At 68.0% G+C, this 17434-nt stretch carries 19 protein-coding genes; 12 read left to right on the top strand and 7 right to left on the bottom strand.

What is annotated here, in order from left to right; all coding sequences use genetic code 11:
• Positions 1-89 precede the first annotated feature (89 nt).
• Both flgM and ABG80_RS01930 read left to right on the top strand, forming a co-directional pair.
• Entirely contained in the window at positions 90-395 is a 306-nt protein-coding gene (gene flgM, locus ABG80_RS21110; RefSeq protein WP_083505727.1) for a flagellar biosynthesis anti-sigma factor FlgM, read from the top strand.
• A gap of 4 nt (positions 396-399) precedes the next feature.
• Positions 400-771 carry a hypothetical protein gene (locus tag ABG80_RS01930; RefSeq protein ID WP_058086101.1) on the top strand — a complete coding sequence of 124 codons (372 nt, stop codon included), beginning with the start codon at positions 400-402 and terminating at the stop codon, positions 769-771.
• 66 nt (positions 772-837) lie between these two features.
• Here ABG80_RS01930 and recJ read toward each other — a convergent pair whose 3' ends face one another.
• Complete coding sequence (gene recJ / locus ABG80_RS01925; RefSeq protein WP_058086100.1) at positions 838-2556, bottom strand: single-stranded-DNA-specific exonuclease RecJ; 1719 nt, start codon at positions 2554-2556, stop codon at positions 838-840.
• A gap of 50 nt (positions 2557-2606) precedes the next feature.
• A complete protein-coding gene (locus ABG80_RS01920; protein ID WP_058086099.1) occupies positions 2607-3653 on the bottom strand; it encodes a hypothetical protein in 1047 nt (348 codons plus the stop codon).
• A gap of 35 nt (positions 3654-3688) precedes the next feature.
• Here ABG80_RS01920 and ABG80_RS01915 point away from each other — a divergent pair, with 35 nt between their 5' ends.
• Genes ABG80_RS01915 through ABG80_RS01895 form a run of 5 tightly spaced genes read left to right on the top strand, consistent with a single transcriptional unit; the run spans position 3689 to position 7548 of the window.
• The gene (locus tag ABG80_RS01915) at positions 3689-4942 is read left to right on the top strand and encodes a lipoprotein-releasing ABC transporter permease subunit (protein WP_058086098.1); all 1254 of its coding nucleotides are present in this window, start codon (positions 3689-3691) and stop codon (positions 4940-4942) included.
• Positions 4935-5708, top strand: coding sequence for a DUF2189 domain-containing protein (locus tag ABG80_RS01910; RefSeq protein WP_058086097.1), 774 nt, complete (start codon positions 4935-4937; stop codon positions 5706-5708). Before ABG80_RS01915 ends, ABG80_RS01910 begins: the two co-directional genes overlap by 8 nt.
• Before the next feature lies 1 nt (position 5709).
• On the top strand, positions 5710-5919 hold the full coding sequence (locus ABG80_RS01905) for a DUF2788 domain-containing protein (RefSeq protein WP_058086096.1): 210 nt from the start codon (positions 5710-5712) through the stop codon (positions 5917-5919).
• A 6-nt stretch (positions 5920-5925) separates the two neighbouring features.
• Positions 5926-6612, top strand: a complete 687-nt coding sequence (locus ABG80_RS01900; RefSeq protein WP_058086095.1) for an ABC transporter ATP-binding protein — start codon at positions 5926-5928, stop codon at positions 6610-6612.
• A 57-nt stretch (positions 6613-6669) separates the two neighbouring features.
• On the top strand, positions 6670-7548 hold the full coding sequence (locus tag ABG80_RS01895) for a TatD family hydrolase (protein WP_058086122.1): 879 nt from the start codon (positions 6670-6672) through the stop codon (positions 7546-7548).
• A gap of 12 nt (positions 7549-7560) precedes the next feature.
• On the opposite strand, the gene ABG80_RS01890 is transcribed toward ABG80_RS01895, so the two are convergent.
• Genes ABG80_RS01890 through ABG80_RS01880 form a run of 3 tightly spaced genes read right to left on the bottom strand, consistent with a single transcriptional unit; the run spans position 7561 to position 9331 of the window.
• The gene (locus ABG80_RS01890) at positions 7561-7959 is read right to left on the bottom strand and encodes a diacylglycerol kinase (protein WP_058086094.1); all 399 of its coding nucleotides are present in this window, start codon (positions 7957-7959) and stop codon (positions 7561-7563) included.
• Positions 7956-8675: a phosphatase PAP2 family protein gene (locus ABG80_RS01885; RefSeq protein WP_160322408.1), complete on the bottom strand. Its 720-nt coding sequence runs from the start codon at positions 8673-8675 to the stop codon at positions 7956-7958. Before ABG80_RS01885 ends, ABG80_RS01890 begins: the two co-directional genes overlap by 4 nt.
• A 23-nt stretch (positions 8676-8698) precedes the next feature.
• Positions 8699-9331, bottom strand: a complete 633-nt coding sequence (locus ABG80_RS01880; RefSeq protein WP_083505726.1) for a DNA-deoxyinosine glycosylase — start codon at positions 9329-9331, stop codon at positions 8699-8701.
• Positions 9332-9358: 27 nt separating this feature from the next.
• Between ABG80_RS01880 and ABG80_RS01875 the strand changes: the two genes are divergently transcribed.
• Both ABG80_RS01875 and ABG80_RS01870 read left to right on the top strand, forming a co-directional pair.
• Positions 9359-10201 carry a spermine/spermidine synthase domain-containing protein gene (locus ABG80_RS01875; protein WP_152987411.1) on the top strand — a complete coding sequence of 281 codons (843 nt, stop codon included), beginning with the start codon at positions 9359-9361 and terminating at the stop codon, positions 10199-10201.
• On the top strand, positions 10198-12012 hold the full coding sequence (locus ABG80_RS01870; RefSeq protein WP_083505725.1) for a GspE/PulE family protein: 1815 nt from the start codon (positions 10198-10200) through the stop codon (positions 12010-12012). Before ABG80_RS01875 ends, ABG80_RS01870 begins: the two co-directional genes overlap by 4 nt.
• On the opposite strand, the gene ABG80_RS01865 is transcribed toward ABG80_RS01870, so the two are convergent.
• Together ABG80_RS01865 and ABG80_RS01860 are read right to left on the bottom strand one after the other, a co-directional pair.
• Positions 11997-14354 (bottom strand): sensor histidine kinase, encoded by a 2358-nt coding sequence (locus ABG80_RS01865; protein ID WP_058086092.1) that lies wholly within the window; start codon positions 14352-14354, stop codon positions 11997-11999. The two genes, ABG80_RS01870 and ABG80_RS01865, sit on opposite strands and share 16 nt — an antisense overlap.
• Positions 14355-14366: 12 nt before the next feature.
• Positions 14367-15092, bottom strand: a complete 726-nt coding sequence (locus ABG80_RS01860; protein ID WP_058086091.1) for a LuxR C-terminal-related transcriptional regulator — start codon at positions 15090-15092, stop codon at positions 14367-14369.
• 193 nt (positions 15093-15285) lie between these two features.
• Here ABG80_RS01860 and surE point away from each other — a divergent pair, with 193 nt between their 5' ends.
• From surE to ABG80_RS01845, 3 genes are all read left to right on the top strand, one after another.
• Positions 15286-16035, top strand: a complete 750-nt coding sequence (surE, locus tag ABG80_RS01855) for a 5'/3'-nucleotidase SurE (protein ID WP_058086119.1) — start codon at positions 15286-15288, stop codon at positions 16033-16035.
• A complete protein-coding gene (pcm, locus tag ABG80_RS01850; protein WP_058086118.1) occupies positions 16032-16898 on the top strand; it encodes a protein-L-isoaspartate O-methyltransferase in 867 nt (288 codons plus the stop codon). Before surE ends, pcm begins: the two co-directional genes overlap by 4 nt.
• A 47-nt stretch (positions 16899-16945) precedes the next feature.
• Positions 16946-17434: LysM peptidoglycan-binding domain-containing protein (locus ABG80_RS01845; protein ID WP_235513718.1), on the top strand; the 489-nt coding region annotated here is incomplete at its 3' end.

The following is a 17434-nucleotide window of genomic DNA, read 5'->3' as shown; positions in this document are numbered from 1 at the left end:
AAACCTCATTCGAGGCTAAAGTCTTCCCGAGGCCGCGTCGATATCGCGGATGTGACCACTCGGCAAACGCCGGGTCTTAGGAGTACATCATGAAAATCGGCAATCCCCTTGACAAGGCGCTTGGCGCCGTCAACGGCCGCACGGAAGGCGCCGCATCGACCAATGCTTCCGGACGAGCATCATCCACCGATGGGCCCGTCACTCAGAGTGCAAAAGTCACGCTGTCCACTTCTGCGACGGGGCTGATGGCTGGCGGAGATGGCGTCGTTGACATGGAGAAGGTCTCCAAGGTCAAGCAGGCCATCGACGACGGCAGCTACCAGGTCGACGCCGAGGTGATCGCTGACAAGCTGATCAGCAACGCCAAGGAACTGCTGCAACGCGGTCAGGCCTGACGACATGGCTCGCAACGCTGTGCCTGCTTTCGACATCCCGGCCTGCCTGGCCGAGGTCGATGCCCACTTGTCCGCCCTGGACGAGGCCCTGGCATCGGGCGATGCCGAGCGCATCGATGGGCAGGCCCAGCTGTTGCAACAATGCCTGGCGGCGTCGCTGGCCAGCTTGCGCCAAGGTGGCGGGGAGTCCCTGTCGCCTGAACTGGTGCAGCGCCTGATGCTGGCACGCACCCGCTGCATGCAGCAGCAACAGGCGGTTCACCGGGCCACGGCCTCGTTCGGTCGCACCCTGGGGATGCTGTTCCCGGGTGAAAGCACCTCGTTCGCGCCCCCGGCCACCAACGCCACGGCCCGCGCCCTGCAGGCCTACCGCTGAAGCCCGCGGACTCGCTGGCGCCTGGGTTCAAGGCGTCTGGAGCGTTGGCGCTGTGTCGCCGCCGACTCAGTCGGCCATGCCTTCCACCACCATCTGCACGCGCTGTCGCCCCTGGAACTCGTCCAGGCTGAGGCGATAGGCCAGCTGCGCCCGCGCGGGCAGAGGCTCGCTTCGCCCGAACCAGATGCCGTCGCGCACCGTGCCCTGCATGCGCAAGCTCAGCTTGAGGTGGCGCGTGCCCACCAGGCGCTGGGTGATGACCTCCACCTCGTCGCTGAAAACGGGTGCCTCGAAACCCGGGCCCCACACCGCCTCGTCCAGCTGAGCCACGGCCTCGGGCGTGAAACATTCAGGCGGCAGCGGCCCGTCGGTGGGCAGCTGGCGGGCCAGCAAGCTGGCGTCCAGGCCGGCTTCGGCCACGCGCACCAATGCCTGCTCGAACACCTCGAAGTCCTCCTCGCCGATGGTGCAGCCCGCCGCCATGGCGTGGCCGCCGAACTTGCGCAGCAGGCCAGGGTGGCGCTTGCCGATCAGGTCGAGCGCGTCGCGCAGGTGAAAGCCAGCGATGGACCGGCCCGAGCCCTTGAGCAATCCGTCCTGGCCCATGGCGAAGACGAAGGTCGGGCGGTGCAGGCGGTCTTTCAGGCGCGAGGCCACGATGCCCACCACCCCCTCGTGGAACTCGGGGTCGAACAGGGCGATGGCGGCTGGGGGCTCGCCTTCAGGCAGCAGCGAGTCCAGCCGCAGCTCGGCCTGCTCGCGCATGCCCGACTCCAGCTCACGCCGCTCGCGGTTGATGGCGTCGAGCTGCTGGGCCAGCTCCGTGGCGCGGCGCCGGTCGTCGGTCAGCAGGCACTCGATGCCCAGGCCCATCTCGGCCAGGCGGCCGGCGGCGTTCACGCGCGGGCCCAGGGCGAAGCCGAAGTCCTGGCTGGTGGCACGCGAGGCGTCGCGGCCTGCGGCGTTGAACAGCGCGGCAATGCCCGGCTGCATGCGGCCGGTGCGGATGCGTTTGAGCCCCTGGCTGACCAGGCGGCGGTTGTTCTCGTCGAGCCGGCCCACGTCGGCGATGGTGCCGAGCGCGACCAGGTCGAGCAGGGCGTCGATGCGGGGCTGGCTGGCAGCGTCGAAGCGACCGCGCTGGCGCAACTCGGCGCGCAAGGCCAGCAGCACGTAGAACATCACGCCCACGCCGACCATGGCCTTGCTGGGGAAGGGGCAGCCGGGTTGGTTGGGGTTCACGATCACGTCGGCCTCGGGCAGGCTGAACGAGCCATCGTCCAGCACCACGGGCAGGTGGTGGTCGGTGATGAGCACCTTCATGCCCTGGGCGCGGGCCAGCGTCACCGCCTCGTGGCTGGCCATGCCGTTGTCCACGGTCACGAGCACGTGGGCGCCGCGTTGCTTGACCATCGCGACGATGGGGGGCGTCAGGCCATAACCGTGAACGGCGCGGTCGGGCACCACGTAGCCGACCTGCTTGGGGCCTGCGCCCAGCATCATCAGGCCGCGCAAGCCGGTGGCACAGGCGGTGGCGCCGTCGCAGTCGTAGTCGGCCACGATGCAGATGCGCTGGCCCTGCTCGATGGCGTCGGCGAGCAGGCGGGCGGCGTCTTGGGCGCCTTGCAGTTGCGAGGGGGGCAACAAGCGGGCCGGGCTGTCGTCGAGGTCTTCGGGCTGGCGGATGCCGCGCGCGGCGTACAGGCGGGCCAGCAGGGGCGGCACGCCAGCCTGCTCCAGGGACCAGGCGGTGCGCGGGGGCACGTCTCGGGGGGTGAACTTCATGGTGGACGTGTGGAGCGGCGGTCGTGGGGTTGATGCGGTCGTGTGGGCGATCAGAGCTCGGCCAGGCAGGCTGCGGGCGAGGCCTGGGGCGCGTGGCCAACCAGTCGTTTCAGGCCAGACGCCCACCTGCTCACCAGCCCAGGCTTTGCGCCCGGGCCGAAGGTGAGGGCGTGGCGCTCACCGCAGAGGGTGAGTTGGACAGCTTGCCCGGCATCGAGTGCTGACAGCACCGCTGGCAACACCTCGGCGTCGATGTGCCGCCAGGCTTGCAGCCACAGCGGCATGTCGTCGGCCAGCAGGGGTGCGCGCAGCTCATCGACCACGCGCAGGTGGGTGGGCAGCGTGAGCGCACCGGGATCGGCTGGCGGGTGGCCGCAGCCGCTCACCCAGAAAGAATTGACGGTGGCCAGGCCGGCCTCGCTGCGGCGCTCGTTGAGCGGGTGGTTGTAGAGCAGCATCTGCGCCTCGGCTTGCAGGCGGCGCAGCTTGCGCGCCAGCGGGTGGCCGTCGGGGTCTTCGGCCAGCCAGAGGTCGGGGTTGCGCCCGATCACGCGCTCCAGCGAGGCGGTGCTCAGGCCACCCAGCTCGGCGTGGCTGGCGTACCAGCGCGTGGCGGCGCCCCATTGCAGCGTCCAGCCGTCTTCTTCGAAAAAGGGGCGCAGGGCCTCCAGCAAGGCGCGGGACTCGTCGTCGCTCAGGCCCAGGCCAGCCGGGTCGAGCAGGGTCAGGTGGTCGCGGCCCATCAGCCAGTGGCCTGGGCTGAGCAGGGCCCAGCAGCGGTCGGCGGGCAGCGTCAGGCCGTCTTGCCTGGCCCACCAGGCGGCCCAGGGTTGCAGCCCGTCGGGCTCGGGCCAGCCCAGCTCGCGGGCCAGCAGTCGCTCGTGCGGCATGGCCAGGGCGTATTCGTCGCCTTCGAGCCGGGCCACGGGCTGCAGCCTGCCCAGCAGCTCGCTCAGGCGGGGCAGGGCGGTGGCGTCCTTCAGGCGCGTCAGGGCGTGCTGGCAGGGCTCGGACAGGCTGGCCGCGAAGGGGATCACCCAGTGTCGGGTGGGCGCGTCGACGGCGGGAGCGGGGGCAGAACCGGGGGCAAGGGGCATGGGCGTGATTATCGAGTGAGTACACTCTCCCCACCATGAATTTGCCTTACGAATGGCGGGTGGGTTGGCGCTACACGCGGGCCAGCCGTTCCACCCGACGCAACGGTTTCATTTCCTTCATCTCCGGGGTGTCCGTGCTGGGCATTGCCCTGGGCGTGGCGGCCCTCATCATCGTGCTGTCGGTGATGAACGGTTTCCAGAAAGAAGTGCGCGACCGCATGTTGTCGGTGATCGCGCACGTCGAGCTGCACGACACCTCGGGCATCGGCCTGCCCGACTGGCACGTGCTGGCCGACCAGGCCAGGCAGCACCCGGCGGTCGTCGGGGCGGCGCCCTTTGTGCCCGCCCAGGCCCTGATCGCCCGCGGCGAGGACATGCGTGGCGCCATCGTGCGCGGCATCGACCCGCAGGCAGAGGTGTCGGTCACGCCGCTGGCGGCCAGCATGAAGGGCACCTTCGCGCGCCTGAAACCGGGCGAGTGGGGGGTGATCATCGGCCACGAGATGGCGCTTCAGTTGGGCGTGCGCGAGGGCGATGCGCTCACCCTGGTGGCGCCCAGCGGGCAGGTGACGCCGGCCGGCATCACGCCGCGCGTCAAGCAGGTCACGGTCGAGGGCATTTTCAGCGCCGGCCACTACGAGTACGACAACGGCCTCGTGCTGATGCACATCGACGACGCGGCGCGGCTGTTCCGCACGGGTGGCCCGGTGGGCGTGCAGCTCAAGCTCAAGGACGCCCAGCAGGCCCGCGTGGTGGCGGCCGAGCTGGCCGACAAGCTCGGTCCCGGCATCGCCGTGCGCGACTGGACGCGCACCAACCGGAACTGGTTCGACGCCGTGCAGGTCGAAAAGCGCATGATGTTCATCATCTTGACGCTCATCGTGGCCGTGGCGGCCTTCAACCTGGTCTCCACCCTGGTGATGACCGTGACCGACAAGCAGGCCGACATCGCCATCCTGCGCACCCTGGGTGCCAGCCCACGCTCCATCATGGGCATCTTCATGGTGCAAGGCGCCATGTCCGGCGTGCTGGGCACCATCGGCGGCCTGGGCCTGGGGCTGCTGGTGGCTTTCAACATCGACGTCATCGTGCCGACCATCGAGCGCCTGCTGGGCGTGAACTTCCTGCCAGGCAGCATCTACCTCATCAGCAAGATGCCCTCAGACCCGCAGGCGGCCGACATCGTCCCCATCGGCATCATCTCCCTGGTCCTGTCCCTGGTTGCGACGCTCTACCCGAGCTGGCGCGCCAGCCGCGTGCAACCCGCCGAGGCCCTCCGATATGAATGACAAACGCGCGTCCTTCCACCGTCCGCTGCGGGTGCGCAAGGTGCATTCCTGGCGCACCTTCCTGTGGTTGAGCCGCGGGTTCAGCGACTTCATGAACGCGCCCTTGGTGGGCCTGCTGCATGGCCTGGCCATGGGGGCTTTCGGTGGGGCTTTGCTCTACGTGGCCTGGGACCGTTTCTGGGTGCTGGCAGGCGCCTTGTCGGGCTTCCTGCTCGTGGCGCCCATTCTGTCGACCGGGCTTTACGCGGTCAGCCGGGGCCTGCTGCGGGGTGAAGACGTCGGTTTGCGAACGGTCTGGCAGGTGTGGTCGTCGCTGGACGGGCGCCTGGTGCGCTTCGGCGTGCTGCTGACGGCCCTGGGCACCGGCTGGGTCATCACCTCGGCGGCGCTCATCACCCTGGGCGTCAAGCCCGCGGTGACCACGCCAGAGGACTTTCTGATGCGCGTCGTGCTGGCACCCGACCCGGGCTTCTTCGAGCTCTGGTTGGTGGTGGGGGGCTTGATGGCCGCACCGGTTTTTGCCTCCAGCGTGGTCGCGCTGCCGCTGTTGCTGGATCGCCAGGTCGGTGTCGGCCAGGCCGTTCTCACGAGCTGGCGCGCCGTGATGGCCAACCCGATCTGCATGAGCCTGTGGGGCGCGATCGTGATGTCGCTGTGCCTGCTGGGCCTGGGCACCTTGATGTTTGGATTGATTCTGGTGATGCCGATCCTGGGCCATGCCACCTGGCATGCCTACCGAGATCTGGTGGTCCGGGAAACGGTTTGAGATGGACGGATTCACTGAAGAGCAGATCGCTCAGTTCGGGCTCACGGTTGGCGTGGGCGGCTTCATGCTGTACATGGCCTTCATCATCGTGCAGCTGGCGCGCGAGTCCAAGGCAGGCAAATTCGGCACCTTCGTGCTCTTTCTGGTGCTGGGCTTCGGGCTGCTGGGCTTCCTGGCCAAGAACCTGATCGCCTGGTTCCTCAACATCTGAGCGCGCATGACCCAAGCGAACGAACTCATCTTGCAGGCCACCGGCCTGGTGCGCCGCTTCAGCGAGGGCTCGCTGGACGTGACCGTGCTCGACGGCGTGGACCTCGAAGTCGCCCGTGGCGAAACCCTGGCCATCGTGGGCGCCTCAGGCTCAGGCAAGAGCACGCTGCTGCACCTGCTGGGCGGGCTTGATGCACCCACGCGCGGCCGCGTGCGCCTGGCCGGACGTGACTTGTCCGAGCTCAACGCCACCGAGCAGGGCGCCTGGCGCAACCAGCACCTGGGTTTCATCTACCAGTTCCACCACCTGCTGCCCGAGTTCTCGGCGCTGGACAACGTGGCCATGCCGCTGCTGATCCGCCGCATGCCCATCGAGCAGGCACGTGATCAGGCCCGAGGCTGGCTCGACCGCGTTGGCCTGCTCAACCGCGTGGGGCATCGCCCGGCCGAGCTGTCGGGCGGCGAGCGCCAGCGCGTGGCCGTGGCCCGTGCCCTGGTCACCCAGCCGGCCTGCATGCTGGCCGACGAGCCCACCGGCAACCTCGATCGCCACACGGCGGGCACCGTCTTTCAGCTCATGCTCGATCTGGCTGCATCGCAGGGCACCGCCCTGGTCATGGTCACCCATGACACCGAACTGGCAACGCGTTGCAGCCGCATGCGCCGCCTGGTCGGCGGGCGCTTCGAGGGCTGACACCGCGAGGCCGACCTGATGAACGCCTCGGCACCCCAGGTCACCCCGATCGACTTGATGGGAAAGCCCAACAACGCCACAACCGACACATGGGAGGGCGGTTGGGTGGACACCCATTGCCACCTTGATGCCCCCGAGTTCGACACCGATCGCGACGAGGTGATCGCGCGGGCCAAGTCCGTCGGGGTGCTGCGGCAGGTGGTCCCCGCCGTGATGCCGAGCACCTTTGGCCCCGCTCGGGAGGCCGCTCACCGCTGTGGGGGCGCCTATGCCCTGGGCATCCACCCGCTCTACATCCAACAGGTCCCTGCGGACGCCGTCGAACAGCTCGAAGGAGCCCTGCAGCGATGGCAGGACGACCCTCGCCTGGTCGCCGTGGGCGAAATCGGCCTCGATCATTTCGTGCCAGGCTTGCAGGATGAAGGCAGCCGAGCCCTTCAAGAACGCATCTACGCTGAGCAACTCGAGCTGGCCGCACGCCGCCGGCTTCCGGTCATCCTGCATGTGCGCCGAAGCGCCGATGGCCTGCTCAAACACCTGCGTCGGCTGCGCGATGCCGGCAGGCCTGTGCCTGGTGGCATCGCCCACGCCTTCAACGGCAGCGTGCAGCAGGCCATGGCCTTCATCGAGCTGGGTTTGAAGCTGGGCTTTGGTGGGGCCATGACCTTCGAGCGGGCGCTGCAGATCCGTCGCCTGGCCAGCGAATTGCCCGCCGACGCGCTGGTGCTGGAAACCGACGCCCCGGACATCCCGCCGCATTGGCTCTATCGCACCGCCGAGCAGCGGGCGCAAGGCCTTCGAAGCCGAAACGAGCCCGCCGAATTGCCTCGCATCGCCGAAACCCTGGCGGCCCTGCGTGGCTGGAGCCTGGACGAAACCCGACGTGTCACCACCGAGAACGCCTTGGCAGCCTTGCCGCGCCTGAGGTCCCTCTGATCTCCTGAAAGCTCAGAATGGCCAGCTGGGGCCGGCGCACCACCAAGGCCACACATGCCCCAGGAAGAAGGCCAGGCCCACGCCCAGCGCCGCCAGGCTGCAGACCAGCACGGCACCCGCCGCCACGTCCTTGGTCAGGCCGATGGCGGGGTGGATTGCGGGGTGCAGGTGGTCGGCCAGGGCCTCGATGGCGGTGTTGAACAGCTCGCTGGCCACCACGGTCGCCACGGTCAGCGCCATCGTGGCCCACCACACAGCCGGAGCCCGCGTGAGGCTCAGCACGGCCACCAGCACCACGGTGGCGGCTGCGTGCGTGCGCAGGCTCGCCTCCAGCCGCCAGGCCGAGGCCAGCCCTTGCCAGGCGTGACCCAGCCGTCGCATGAACCCCTGTCCCTTGAGTCCCTGGCTCATTGCCGCTCCCCCTTGTCCGGCGTTGCGACCGCCTCGTGCCCCACGTGCAGTCGCCTGGCCAGCATCCAGCACAGCAAGGCCCAGGCCGCCCCCATGGCCCAGCCGGCGGCCACATCCGAAGTCCAATGCACCCCCAGGTACACACGCGAGGCACCCACCAGCATCGTCACCCCACAGGCCACCAGCAGGATGAACCACCGCTGGGCAGGGCGGCGCGTGAGCCGAACCGTCAGCGCTGCCAGGGTCAGGCAGATCACGGCGGACATCATCGCGTGGCTGCTCGGAAAGCTGTGGCCAGCGGCCACGGTGGCGTGGTAGATGTCGTCTGGCCGGGCGCGGGCAAACAGGGCCTTCAAGCCCAGGGCCAGGGCCTGCCCGCCCAGGGCGCTCCAGAGCATCAGCCAGGCCATGCGTCGCTGCCGCGACACCATCAGGCTGCCCATCATGGCCAGGAGCACCAGTGTCAGCACGGCCGGACTGCCCAGCGCGGTCAGGTCGCGCACGCCCTCTTGCAGCCAGACGGGCCCGATGGGCGTGCCGGGCTGACCCGGGAGCCGGCAAGCCTGCAGGATCCACAGGTCGATGGCATGCGCTTCGCCCTCGAACACCTCGGAGGCGATCTTCAGGAAGACCGCAGCCAGGGCGGTCAGCAAGAGGAATGGCCCCAGGAGTTGCAGCTCGAAAGGATGCGTGGGCGCGCGGACGTGTTTTGCCATGTTCGTCATCGGGCTCATCGGGCTCATCGAGCACAAGGGGGCTGCACCACGCCCGCAGCCTGGAACACCTCGCGCCAAGCCTGCACCTTGCGCTCCACGGACCAACTGGCGTTGGCCGGGCTGCTTGAAGGCAGTTTGTGCACGGGCAGGCCGAGCGCCTGGGTGAGTTTCATGTGCCGCGCTGACTCGCCGCCGTTGTGGGCGATGGCGCGCAGCGTGGGCAGGCGCCGCTGCAGACCGACCAGGTCGTTGAGCTGCGCCGCGCGGATGGCGCTGTCCAGGCTGCCTTCGCGTTCGCAGCCGGCATACACGTCCCAGATGGCCAAGCCGTGGGCTGTGACGATCGGCAGGCGATCGTCATAGGGCAGGGCGCTCAACGCCTGGTCGCCTCGGAGGCCCCAGATCGCCGACAGGATGGGCCAGAAGTGGTTGCGTGGGTGGGCGTAGTATTGCTGGGCCCGCAGCGACGCTTCGCTCGGGAAGCTGCCCAGGATGAGCAGGCGAGCGCCCGTGCCGGCCACCGGGCCGAGGCCGTTCAGCCGCCGGGGTTCGGTGTTTGAAGCCTTCGTGGTCTCAGCAGGCGATGGGGCGCTTGCAGGCTCGGCCGGAGGCTGTGCGGCGCACATCGCCGCGGTGCGGATCAACGCAGAAGGCATGCCTTTGACTGTGCCACACTCGCCGAGGTGAAACGAGCCCGACAACCTGCCCTGCCCGAAGCCACCATCTCCGAACAAGGAGGGGTGCGCTTTCTGCACCTTGACACGCCCTGGATCCAGGGCGCCATGCGCATCCGCAAGCCCCAGAAGCTGGAGCTGGAGTACATCCAGCGCATGATGGCCTGGCTGCTGCTGCGCGAGCCCGAGCACCTGCCTGGCACCCGCTGCCTGCAATTGGGCCTGGGCGCTGCGGCCCTGACCAAGTTCTGCCACAGCGAGCTGCGCCTGCCCACCACGGTCGTCGAGCTCAACCCACAGGTCGTCCAGGTCTGCCGCAGTTGGTTCCACCTGCCCGAAGACGACGATCGCCTGCAGGTCATCCAGGGCGATGCCGACCGCTACGTGCGCGACGACGCCCACATCGCATCAGCCGATGCCCTGAGCGTTGACCTGTACGACCACGAAGCCGCCAGCCCAGCGCTCGACGACGAGGCCTTCTACCAGGCCTGCTGGCGCGTGCTCGACGACGGTGGGGTCATGACCGTCAACCTTTTCGGGCGCGAAGCCAGCTTCGAGCGCAGCGCCCGACGCATCGCCACCGCCTTCGGCGAGGACCACGTTGCCGTCTTCAAGCCCACGTCGGATGGCAACACCATCGTGCTGGCCTGGAAGGGCGTCGACATGCCGACAAGGGAAGTGCTGGCGCAACGTGCCGAAACTCTGGAGACCCGTTTTGCGTTGCCCGCGCGAAAATGGGTCAAGTTGCTGTCGGCGTGGAAGCCGGCTGCTGCCGTGTCCAAGCCCGACAAGCCAGCGGCAGCCCAGTCCGCCGGCCCCAAGCCATCCCGCAAGAAGGCCTCTGCTGCATGAGCTCGACCTCTGCCTCCCGCGCCAACCCGCGCCCCCATGCCGATCAGGGCAAGGATCTGCCCAAAGGCCCGCTGGCCTGGCGCCAGCTGCTGACCTGGTTGCTCGAAGACGGCCTCATCACCCCCGCCGATGCCGAGCGCGTGACCCAGCGTTTCGCTGCGGGTGACAGCGCCCAGCACGCCCTGGTGCGCCTGTCGGGCATGGCGCTGACCCGGGCCGACACCGGCGCTGCCCTCGAACTCGAACCCCTCACGGAGTGGCTGGCCCGCCGCGTGGGCCTGTCCTACCTGCGCATCGACCCGCTCAAAGTGGACGTCGCCCGCGTGGCCGAGGTCATGTCCATCAACTACGCCGAGCGCCGCAAGGCCCTGCCGGTGCAGGTCAGCCTCACCGAGATCACCATCGCCACCTGCGAGCCGCTGGACGTGGCCTGGGTGGATGAAATCCTGGCGCACACCAAGAAGAAAATCCGCCTGGTGGTGTCCAGCCCGCTGGACCTGCAGCGCTTTCGCACCGAGTTCTACACCCTGGCCAAGTCCGTCAAGGACGCCAACAAGAAGACGGGCGACTCGGTTGCGCACAACTTCGAGCAACTGGTCGAGCTCGGCAAGAGCAACCGCCAGCTCGACGCCAACGACCAGGGCATCATCCAGGTCGTTGACTGGCTGTGGCAATACGCCTTCGACCAGCGCGCCTCCGACATCCACCTCGAACCGCGCCGCGAGATGGGCGCCATCCGCTTTCGCATCGACGGCGTGCTGCACACGGTCTACCAGGTGCCGCTGGCGGTGATGCAGGCCATGACCGCGCGCATCAAGCTGCTGGGCCGCATGGACGTGGTCGAAAAACGCCGCCCGCTCGACGGCCGCATCAAGACGCGCAACCCCGGTGGCGACGAAGTCGAAATGCGCCTGTCGACCATGCCCACCGCCTTCGGTGAGAAGCTCGTCATGCGCATCTTCGACCCGGACAACACAGTCAAGTCCTTCGAGGCGCTGGGCTTTGCCCCCTCCGAGACCAAAGTCTGGGAAGGCCTGGTGGGCCGTCCGCACGGCATCATCCTGGTCACCGGCCCCACCGGCTCGGGCAAGACCACCACGCTGTATTCCACGCTCAAGCGCGTGGCCACCGACGAGGTCAACGTCTGCACCATCGAAGACCCGATCGAAATGATCGAGGCCTCTTTCAACCAGACGCAGGTTCAACCGGCCATCGACCTGGGATTTGCCGAAGGCGTGCGCGCCCTCATGCGGCAGGACCCGGACATCATCATGGTCGGCGAAATCCGCGACCTCGAAACCGCCGAGATGGCGATCCAGTCCTCGCTGACAGGCCACCTCGTGTTCTCGACCCTGCACACGAACGACGCGGCCTCGGCCATCACGCGCCTGACCGACCTGGGCGTGCCCAGCTACCTCATCAGCGCCACCGTCATCGGCGTGCTGGCCCAGCGCCTGGTGCGCACCCTGTGCCCGCATTGCAAACAACCTGACACCGAGCTCGACGAGAAGACCCTGGCCGAAGCCATCCGCCCCTGGCGCATGAACGGCAAGGTCAACGCCCACAAGCCCGTGGGCTGCCTGGAGTGCCGCATGACGGGCTTCAAGGGCCGAGTCGGCCTTTACGAGTTGCTGCCGGTGTCGGAGGCCATCCGTGGCGCCATGCACCCGCAGGTCGACATGGCCAGCTTGCGCCGCACCGCCGCGAAAGAAGGCTTGCGCCCGCTGCGCCTGTCCGGTGTGATGAAGGTGGCCGAGGGCCTGACGACCCTCGACGAGGTCCTGCGCAACACGCCTCAATGGGAGGCTTGACTGGAAGCGTTGCCGGGCGCATGTTCGATCTGATCTTCCGGGCACGCCCCCGCGAAGTTCGGGATCTCCACCTCGCAGCAGACCCCATGGGGCGCCAAGGTTGACCAGCGCACGTTGCCGCCCAGTTGCTTGACCCGCTTGCGTACACCGCCCAGCCCGAGCCCATGTGACCAGGTCTCGGGGGCCGTGCCGACGCCGTCGTCGCACACCACCAGCCGCAGCGTGCCGCCCTGAAGGCTCAAGCTCACCTGCACCCGCCTGGCCTGCGCATGGCTGATGGTGTTGCTCACCAGCTCACGCAGGATGCGCGTCAGCGCCGACCACTGCACCACGTTCAGCCCGATCTCGCGTTCCAGCTTCATTTGCCAGTCCAGCTCGCAGCGTGCCACATTGAGCCGGTGGCTGATGTCGCGCTTCCACTCGCCCGCAGCCTGGGTCAGGCAATGCGTGTGCGCGGCCAGGCCTCGCGTGAGCGTCTTGAGGTCCTGGATGGTGTGGCGGATGTACTCCTCGATCTCGGGCGTGGGGGCCTGGTACATCAGCGTCAGCAGGCGCGCGCCGATGTCGTCATGCAGGTCCTGCGCGATGCGCAGGCGCTCCTCGCTGCGGCCCTGCTCAACGGCCTGATCGAAGCTCAGCGCCCGCTGCAGTTGCTCGACGATGCGTTGCGCCAAGGCGCAGTCGTCGCGGGTGAACAGGTGCTGGCCCCTGCGGGCGTGCTTGACCACCAGCACCGTTCGCCGGGCATGCGCGGATGCGGTCAGGCTGGGCACCGGCACCAGCATCAGCCCGCCATCCTGTTCCAGGGTCACCTGGCTCAAATGGCCTTGGGCCACCATCACATCCAGCGGGTCGAAGAGGTCACGCATCAAGCGGGACATCGCCGGGCAGGCACTCTCAGGCTGCACTTCGATCTGCCGAGCAATGCGGTAGATCTGCTGGAAGACCTTCTCCATCGACAAGGAGTCGGGGCGGGGCAGCCTGGCCAGCAGCCAACGACGAAAGCTCAGGTACAGCCCCATCGACAGCATCAGCGAGATCGCCATCGACGCCAGCTGACCCATCGAGAACACCGCGACGAACAACAGGTCCAGCGATGCGGCGACCGTGCCCGAAGCGGCCAGCAGCATGAACTCTCGTTGCACCTGGCGCGTGCGCGAGAAATACGGCGCGATCAGCACCATCGAGGTCACGAAGGCCTGCCAGCCTGCCACGCCCCAAACGCTGATTTCGAGGTTCAGGTCAGGGCGCTCGCGCGTGAGCCAGACGGCCAGGCTCAACAAGCTCCAGGTCAGCATGCCGATCGTCAGAACCCGGCGCATCAGCAGGTGCAGGGGGTTGGGGCTGCGCGCTTGCTCGGTGAAGGTCACGCCGATGGCGCACAGGGCCAGGCCGCCACACCCCAGTTGCAGCAGCCACCAACCTGGGGCGGCCGAAAGGCTGCCGTGCAATGCCCACATCGCCAAGGCACCCAGCCAGGCCGCCGCCGCCTTGAACCCCCAGTTGGGGCCCGGCGTGTCATTCAACAGCGCGATGTGGACCAGGCCCGCGGCACCCAGCAGGTCGAACAGCGCGCGCAAGCTCGTGTCCAGGGTCAGCAGCCACGTGGGGGTGAACAGGCCCAGGTTGCTTTCCAAGGCCATCAGCAGCAGGTTGCCGGCCTGGGTCACGGCGAGCAGGGCATAGCCTCCGTATCGCCAGTCCGCATTGGACAGCAGCACCATCGCTCCCATCGAGGCCACCACCAGCGACAAGGCCGCCAGCACCCAGTAAACCGGTGTGATGCCCGCCCAGCCTCGAGGCGCGATCAGGATGGGTGCGTCGGGGTGCCCCTTGAGCTGCAGTCGCACCGCGACTCCGTTTGGGCTCCAGTTGTCGAGGGCGTTGGACAGGCCCACGTGTCCAGCGATGAAACGCTGCAAACCATCCTCGTCGAGCAGCCACCGACCACTGGGGAACAGGGCCAGCGGCGGGATCGGGGCCACGAGTGCGGGGTGCGCATCGGCCATGCCGTGATCGATGCCCAGGGCTTGCAGCGTCTTGCCTTCCAGTGGGCGCAGGGGCGGGTAGTCTGCGGTGTCCAGCCGCACCTCGCCCGTTGGCGTGACCGCGAGCGAGAAGGGGAAACGAGGCTGCCCCGCCAGCCAGTGCGCCAGCAGCAGCACGCCAGCCATCGCCACCACCACGATGGTGGCCATCGCCTTGAGCCGCCAGCCCACCCACCGAGGCAGGCTCAGCGGTTTTTGGAGAACGGCCTCCAGGCTGGGCCAGGCGTGAGTCGGGTCAGCGCCTGGTTCGCAGTTCGCGGCATCGGCCTCGCTTGCGATCAGGTGCGCTGACATGGTCAACCCAGGTCAGACCAGCCCTTGCTTGCTGGCAAGGACGGCAGCCTCGGCCCGGCTCGAGACATTGAGCTTTTTGTAGATGGACTTGATGTGGTCATTCACCGTGAACCACTTGATGCCCATCAGCGCCGCGATCTCCTTGATCGTGAAGCCCTTGCTCAGGTAGGTCAGCACCTCGCTCTCACGGGGGGTGAGGCGTTCGTGTTCGCTGGCCACCAGCACCGTTGCCGACGCGGAGGAAGCTGCACCGGTGTGGTTGGCTGCAGGCGCGCCCGGCATGGGCTCGCCCGTGCGGAAGTGGGTCAGCAGCCTGCGAGCGATGGCGGGCGAGAGCGGCGGCTGGCCCCGCACGATCTTTTGCAGCTCCTCGACCAGCACCTCGAAGCGGTCTTCCTTGAGCAAGTAGCCATCTGCGCCACATTGCAATGCGGGAAACAGGTGCTCGTCGTCGGAGTACAGCGTGGTGACGATCCGCGTGGCCGGGTATTGCGAGAGCTCGGTGAGCAACTCCAGCCCACTGCCATCCGGCAACTCGAGGTCAACCAGGATCAGCTGGAACGGGTCGGCTTGCGGACTGGCGCGCCCCCCTGCCGAATGGCCCAGGATGCGGCGCACCGCCTCCAGGTCGCCGGCTTCGGTGATGTCGCCGACGTCGCTGAAGCTCTCCCGCACCACGCGGCACAGGAAGCCCCGTGCAACCGGGTTGTCTTCAAGAATCAGTACCTTGACAGCCATGGACTCCTCCCGAGGCTGCTGGGTGCATTGGCCTGGGTTGATGATGCGCCCGAGAGTCGGGCATGAAGGGGATCAGCCATTTGGGTGAACCGCATCCTTGGATTATCGGTCTCTATGGGGGGCTGCGTCACCCCTGTTGCACCCCGCTTGCATGTTTTGCGCCCACCTGTCGTTGCGCTCCTACAATGGCCGCATGCGAATCCTGATTGCCAACGATGACGGTTACCTGGCTCCCGGCATCGAAGCCCTGGTCAAAGCCTGCGAAGGCCTGGGAGTGGTGGACGTGTTCGCCCCAGAGCGCAACGCCTCGGGCACTTCCAATGCCTTGACCCTGCACCAGCCCCTGAGCCTGCACACGGCGGCCAATGGTTTTCGCTATGTCACGGGCACGCCGTCCGACAGCGTGCACCTGGCGCTCACCGCAGGCCTCATCCCCCAGCCTGACCTGGTGCTCTCGGGCATCAACAACGGTGCGAACATGGGCGATGACACCTTGTACTCCGGCACGGTCGCCGCCGCCACCGAAGGCCATCTGTTCGGCGTGCCTGCCATCGCCTTCTCCCTGGTTGAAAAGGGGTGGGAGCACCTGGATGTGGCCGCGCGGGTGGCCCGCCAGGTCATCGAGCAGGTGCTGGCGCGGCCCCCTGCGGCCAGGCCGTGGTTGCTCAACGTCAACATCCCGTCGCGCGCCGATGCCGACCAGGCCCCCTGGGAAATCACCCGCTTGGGCCGCCGACACGCCAGCTTCCCGGCGGTGCCGCAGCACAACCCTCGGGGCGACCTGTTCTACTGGATCGGCCCCGCAGGCGAGGCCCGCGAAGAGGGCGAAGGCACCGACTTCCATGCCATCCGCCAGGGGCGTGTGTCCATCACGCCGCTTCAGGTCGACATGACCGATCACCAGCGCCTTCCCCAATGGCAGCAGTGGGTGGGGCGCGCATGAGCCAGGGTCAGGCAGAGCGCAAGCCCAGGCGCTTTCCTTTGCAGCTTGACCAATTGCCGGCTGGGGCGGCCGCAGCTGCCTCGGTGCGCTCGGGGCGCGAATTGTTGCGTCCTCAAGCGCCGCTTCAACATGCCGTCGATGAGCGGCAGCGCCAGAGTCGCCCCCAGGGTGTGGGGCTCGATTCGGTGTCGGTTCGCCAGCGCATGGTGGCCCGCCTGGCTGCCGAGGGCATTGCCCACCCGGGCGTGCTGGACGCGTTCGCGCGCGTGCCTCGCCACCAGTTCGTTGACACCGCCCTGGTCAACCAGGCTTACGAAGACACCAGTCTGCCCATCGGCCTGGGGCAGACCATCTCCAAACCGTCCGTTGTGGCGACCATGATCCAGGCGTTGTGCACGCGCCCGGGGTTGGCTGCCGACCCTGCGGTGTTGGCCAGGCCACTGGGGGCCTGCCTGGAGGTGGGTACGGGCTGTGGCTACCAGGCGGCGCTGCTGGCGCTGCTGGCGCGACGGGTGGTCTCCATCGAGCGTTTGCGCGATTTGCACCTCAAGGCGCGCCAGCACCTCGATGGGCTGCGCACCTCGGTGCCGGGCATGCCCGACGTCCGCCTCGTCTACGGTGACGGCATGCTGGGCCACGCCCCGCAAGCCCCTTATGACACCATCATCGCCGCAGCGGGGGGCGCAGCCCTGCCTCAGGCCTGGCTCGACCAACTCGCCCCTGGAGGGCGCCTGGTGGCGCCGATGGAAGAGGCCGGTCGGGGGCAGGTGCTCACCATCGTCGATCGCCTGCCCGATGGCAGCTTGAAACACAGTCGGGCCGGGGCCGTCCTGTTCGTCCCCCTAAAATCCGGCATGACCTGACGGTGCCACCGGGTGTTTTTTGCACCTGGGGCCACAACCAAATGCCCATGAGACCTTCCATTCGCCTGGTCGCCGCGGCGGCCACCCTCCTCATCCTGGCCGGTTGCGCTTCGCCCGGTCGGCGTGCCCCGGTTGAAGACCAAGGGCGACCTGCCGGTGGCTCGTCCGCTTCATCTGCCAGCGCCCCCAAGGTGCTGCCGGGCGCCGAGAACGCCGGCAAGCCCGGTTACTACACCGTCAAACCTGGTGACACGCTGATCCGCATCGCGCTGGAGTCGGGGCAGAACTGGCGCGACATCGCCACCTGGAACAGCCTGGAGAACCCCAACCTGATCGAGGTGGGGCAGGTCGTGCGCGTGGTGCCACCCGCCAGCGAGGCCGCACCGGGGGTGGTGGTCAAGCCGCTGGGCACGCCTCGAGTCGAGCCGCGCCCGACGACGGCCAACACCACCACCGCAGCTGCCGACCCCCGCACCCCGCCGGCCCCCCGGCCTGCCACCCCGGCTTCAGGCACCGCTGCGGCTTCAGCCAGCGCC

The organism is Aquabacterium parvum, assembly GCF_001447195.1.
Lineage (GTDB): Bacteria > Pseudomonadota > Gammaproteobacteria > Burkholderiales > Burkholderiaceae_C > Aquabacterium > Aquabacterium parvum.
This window is presented reverse-complemented; position numbering and strand designations above follow the sequence as displayed.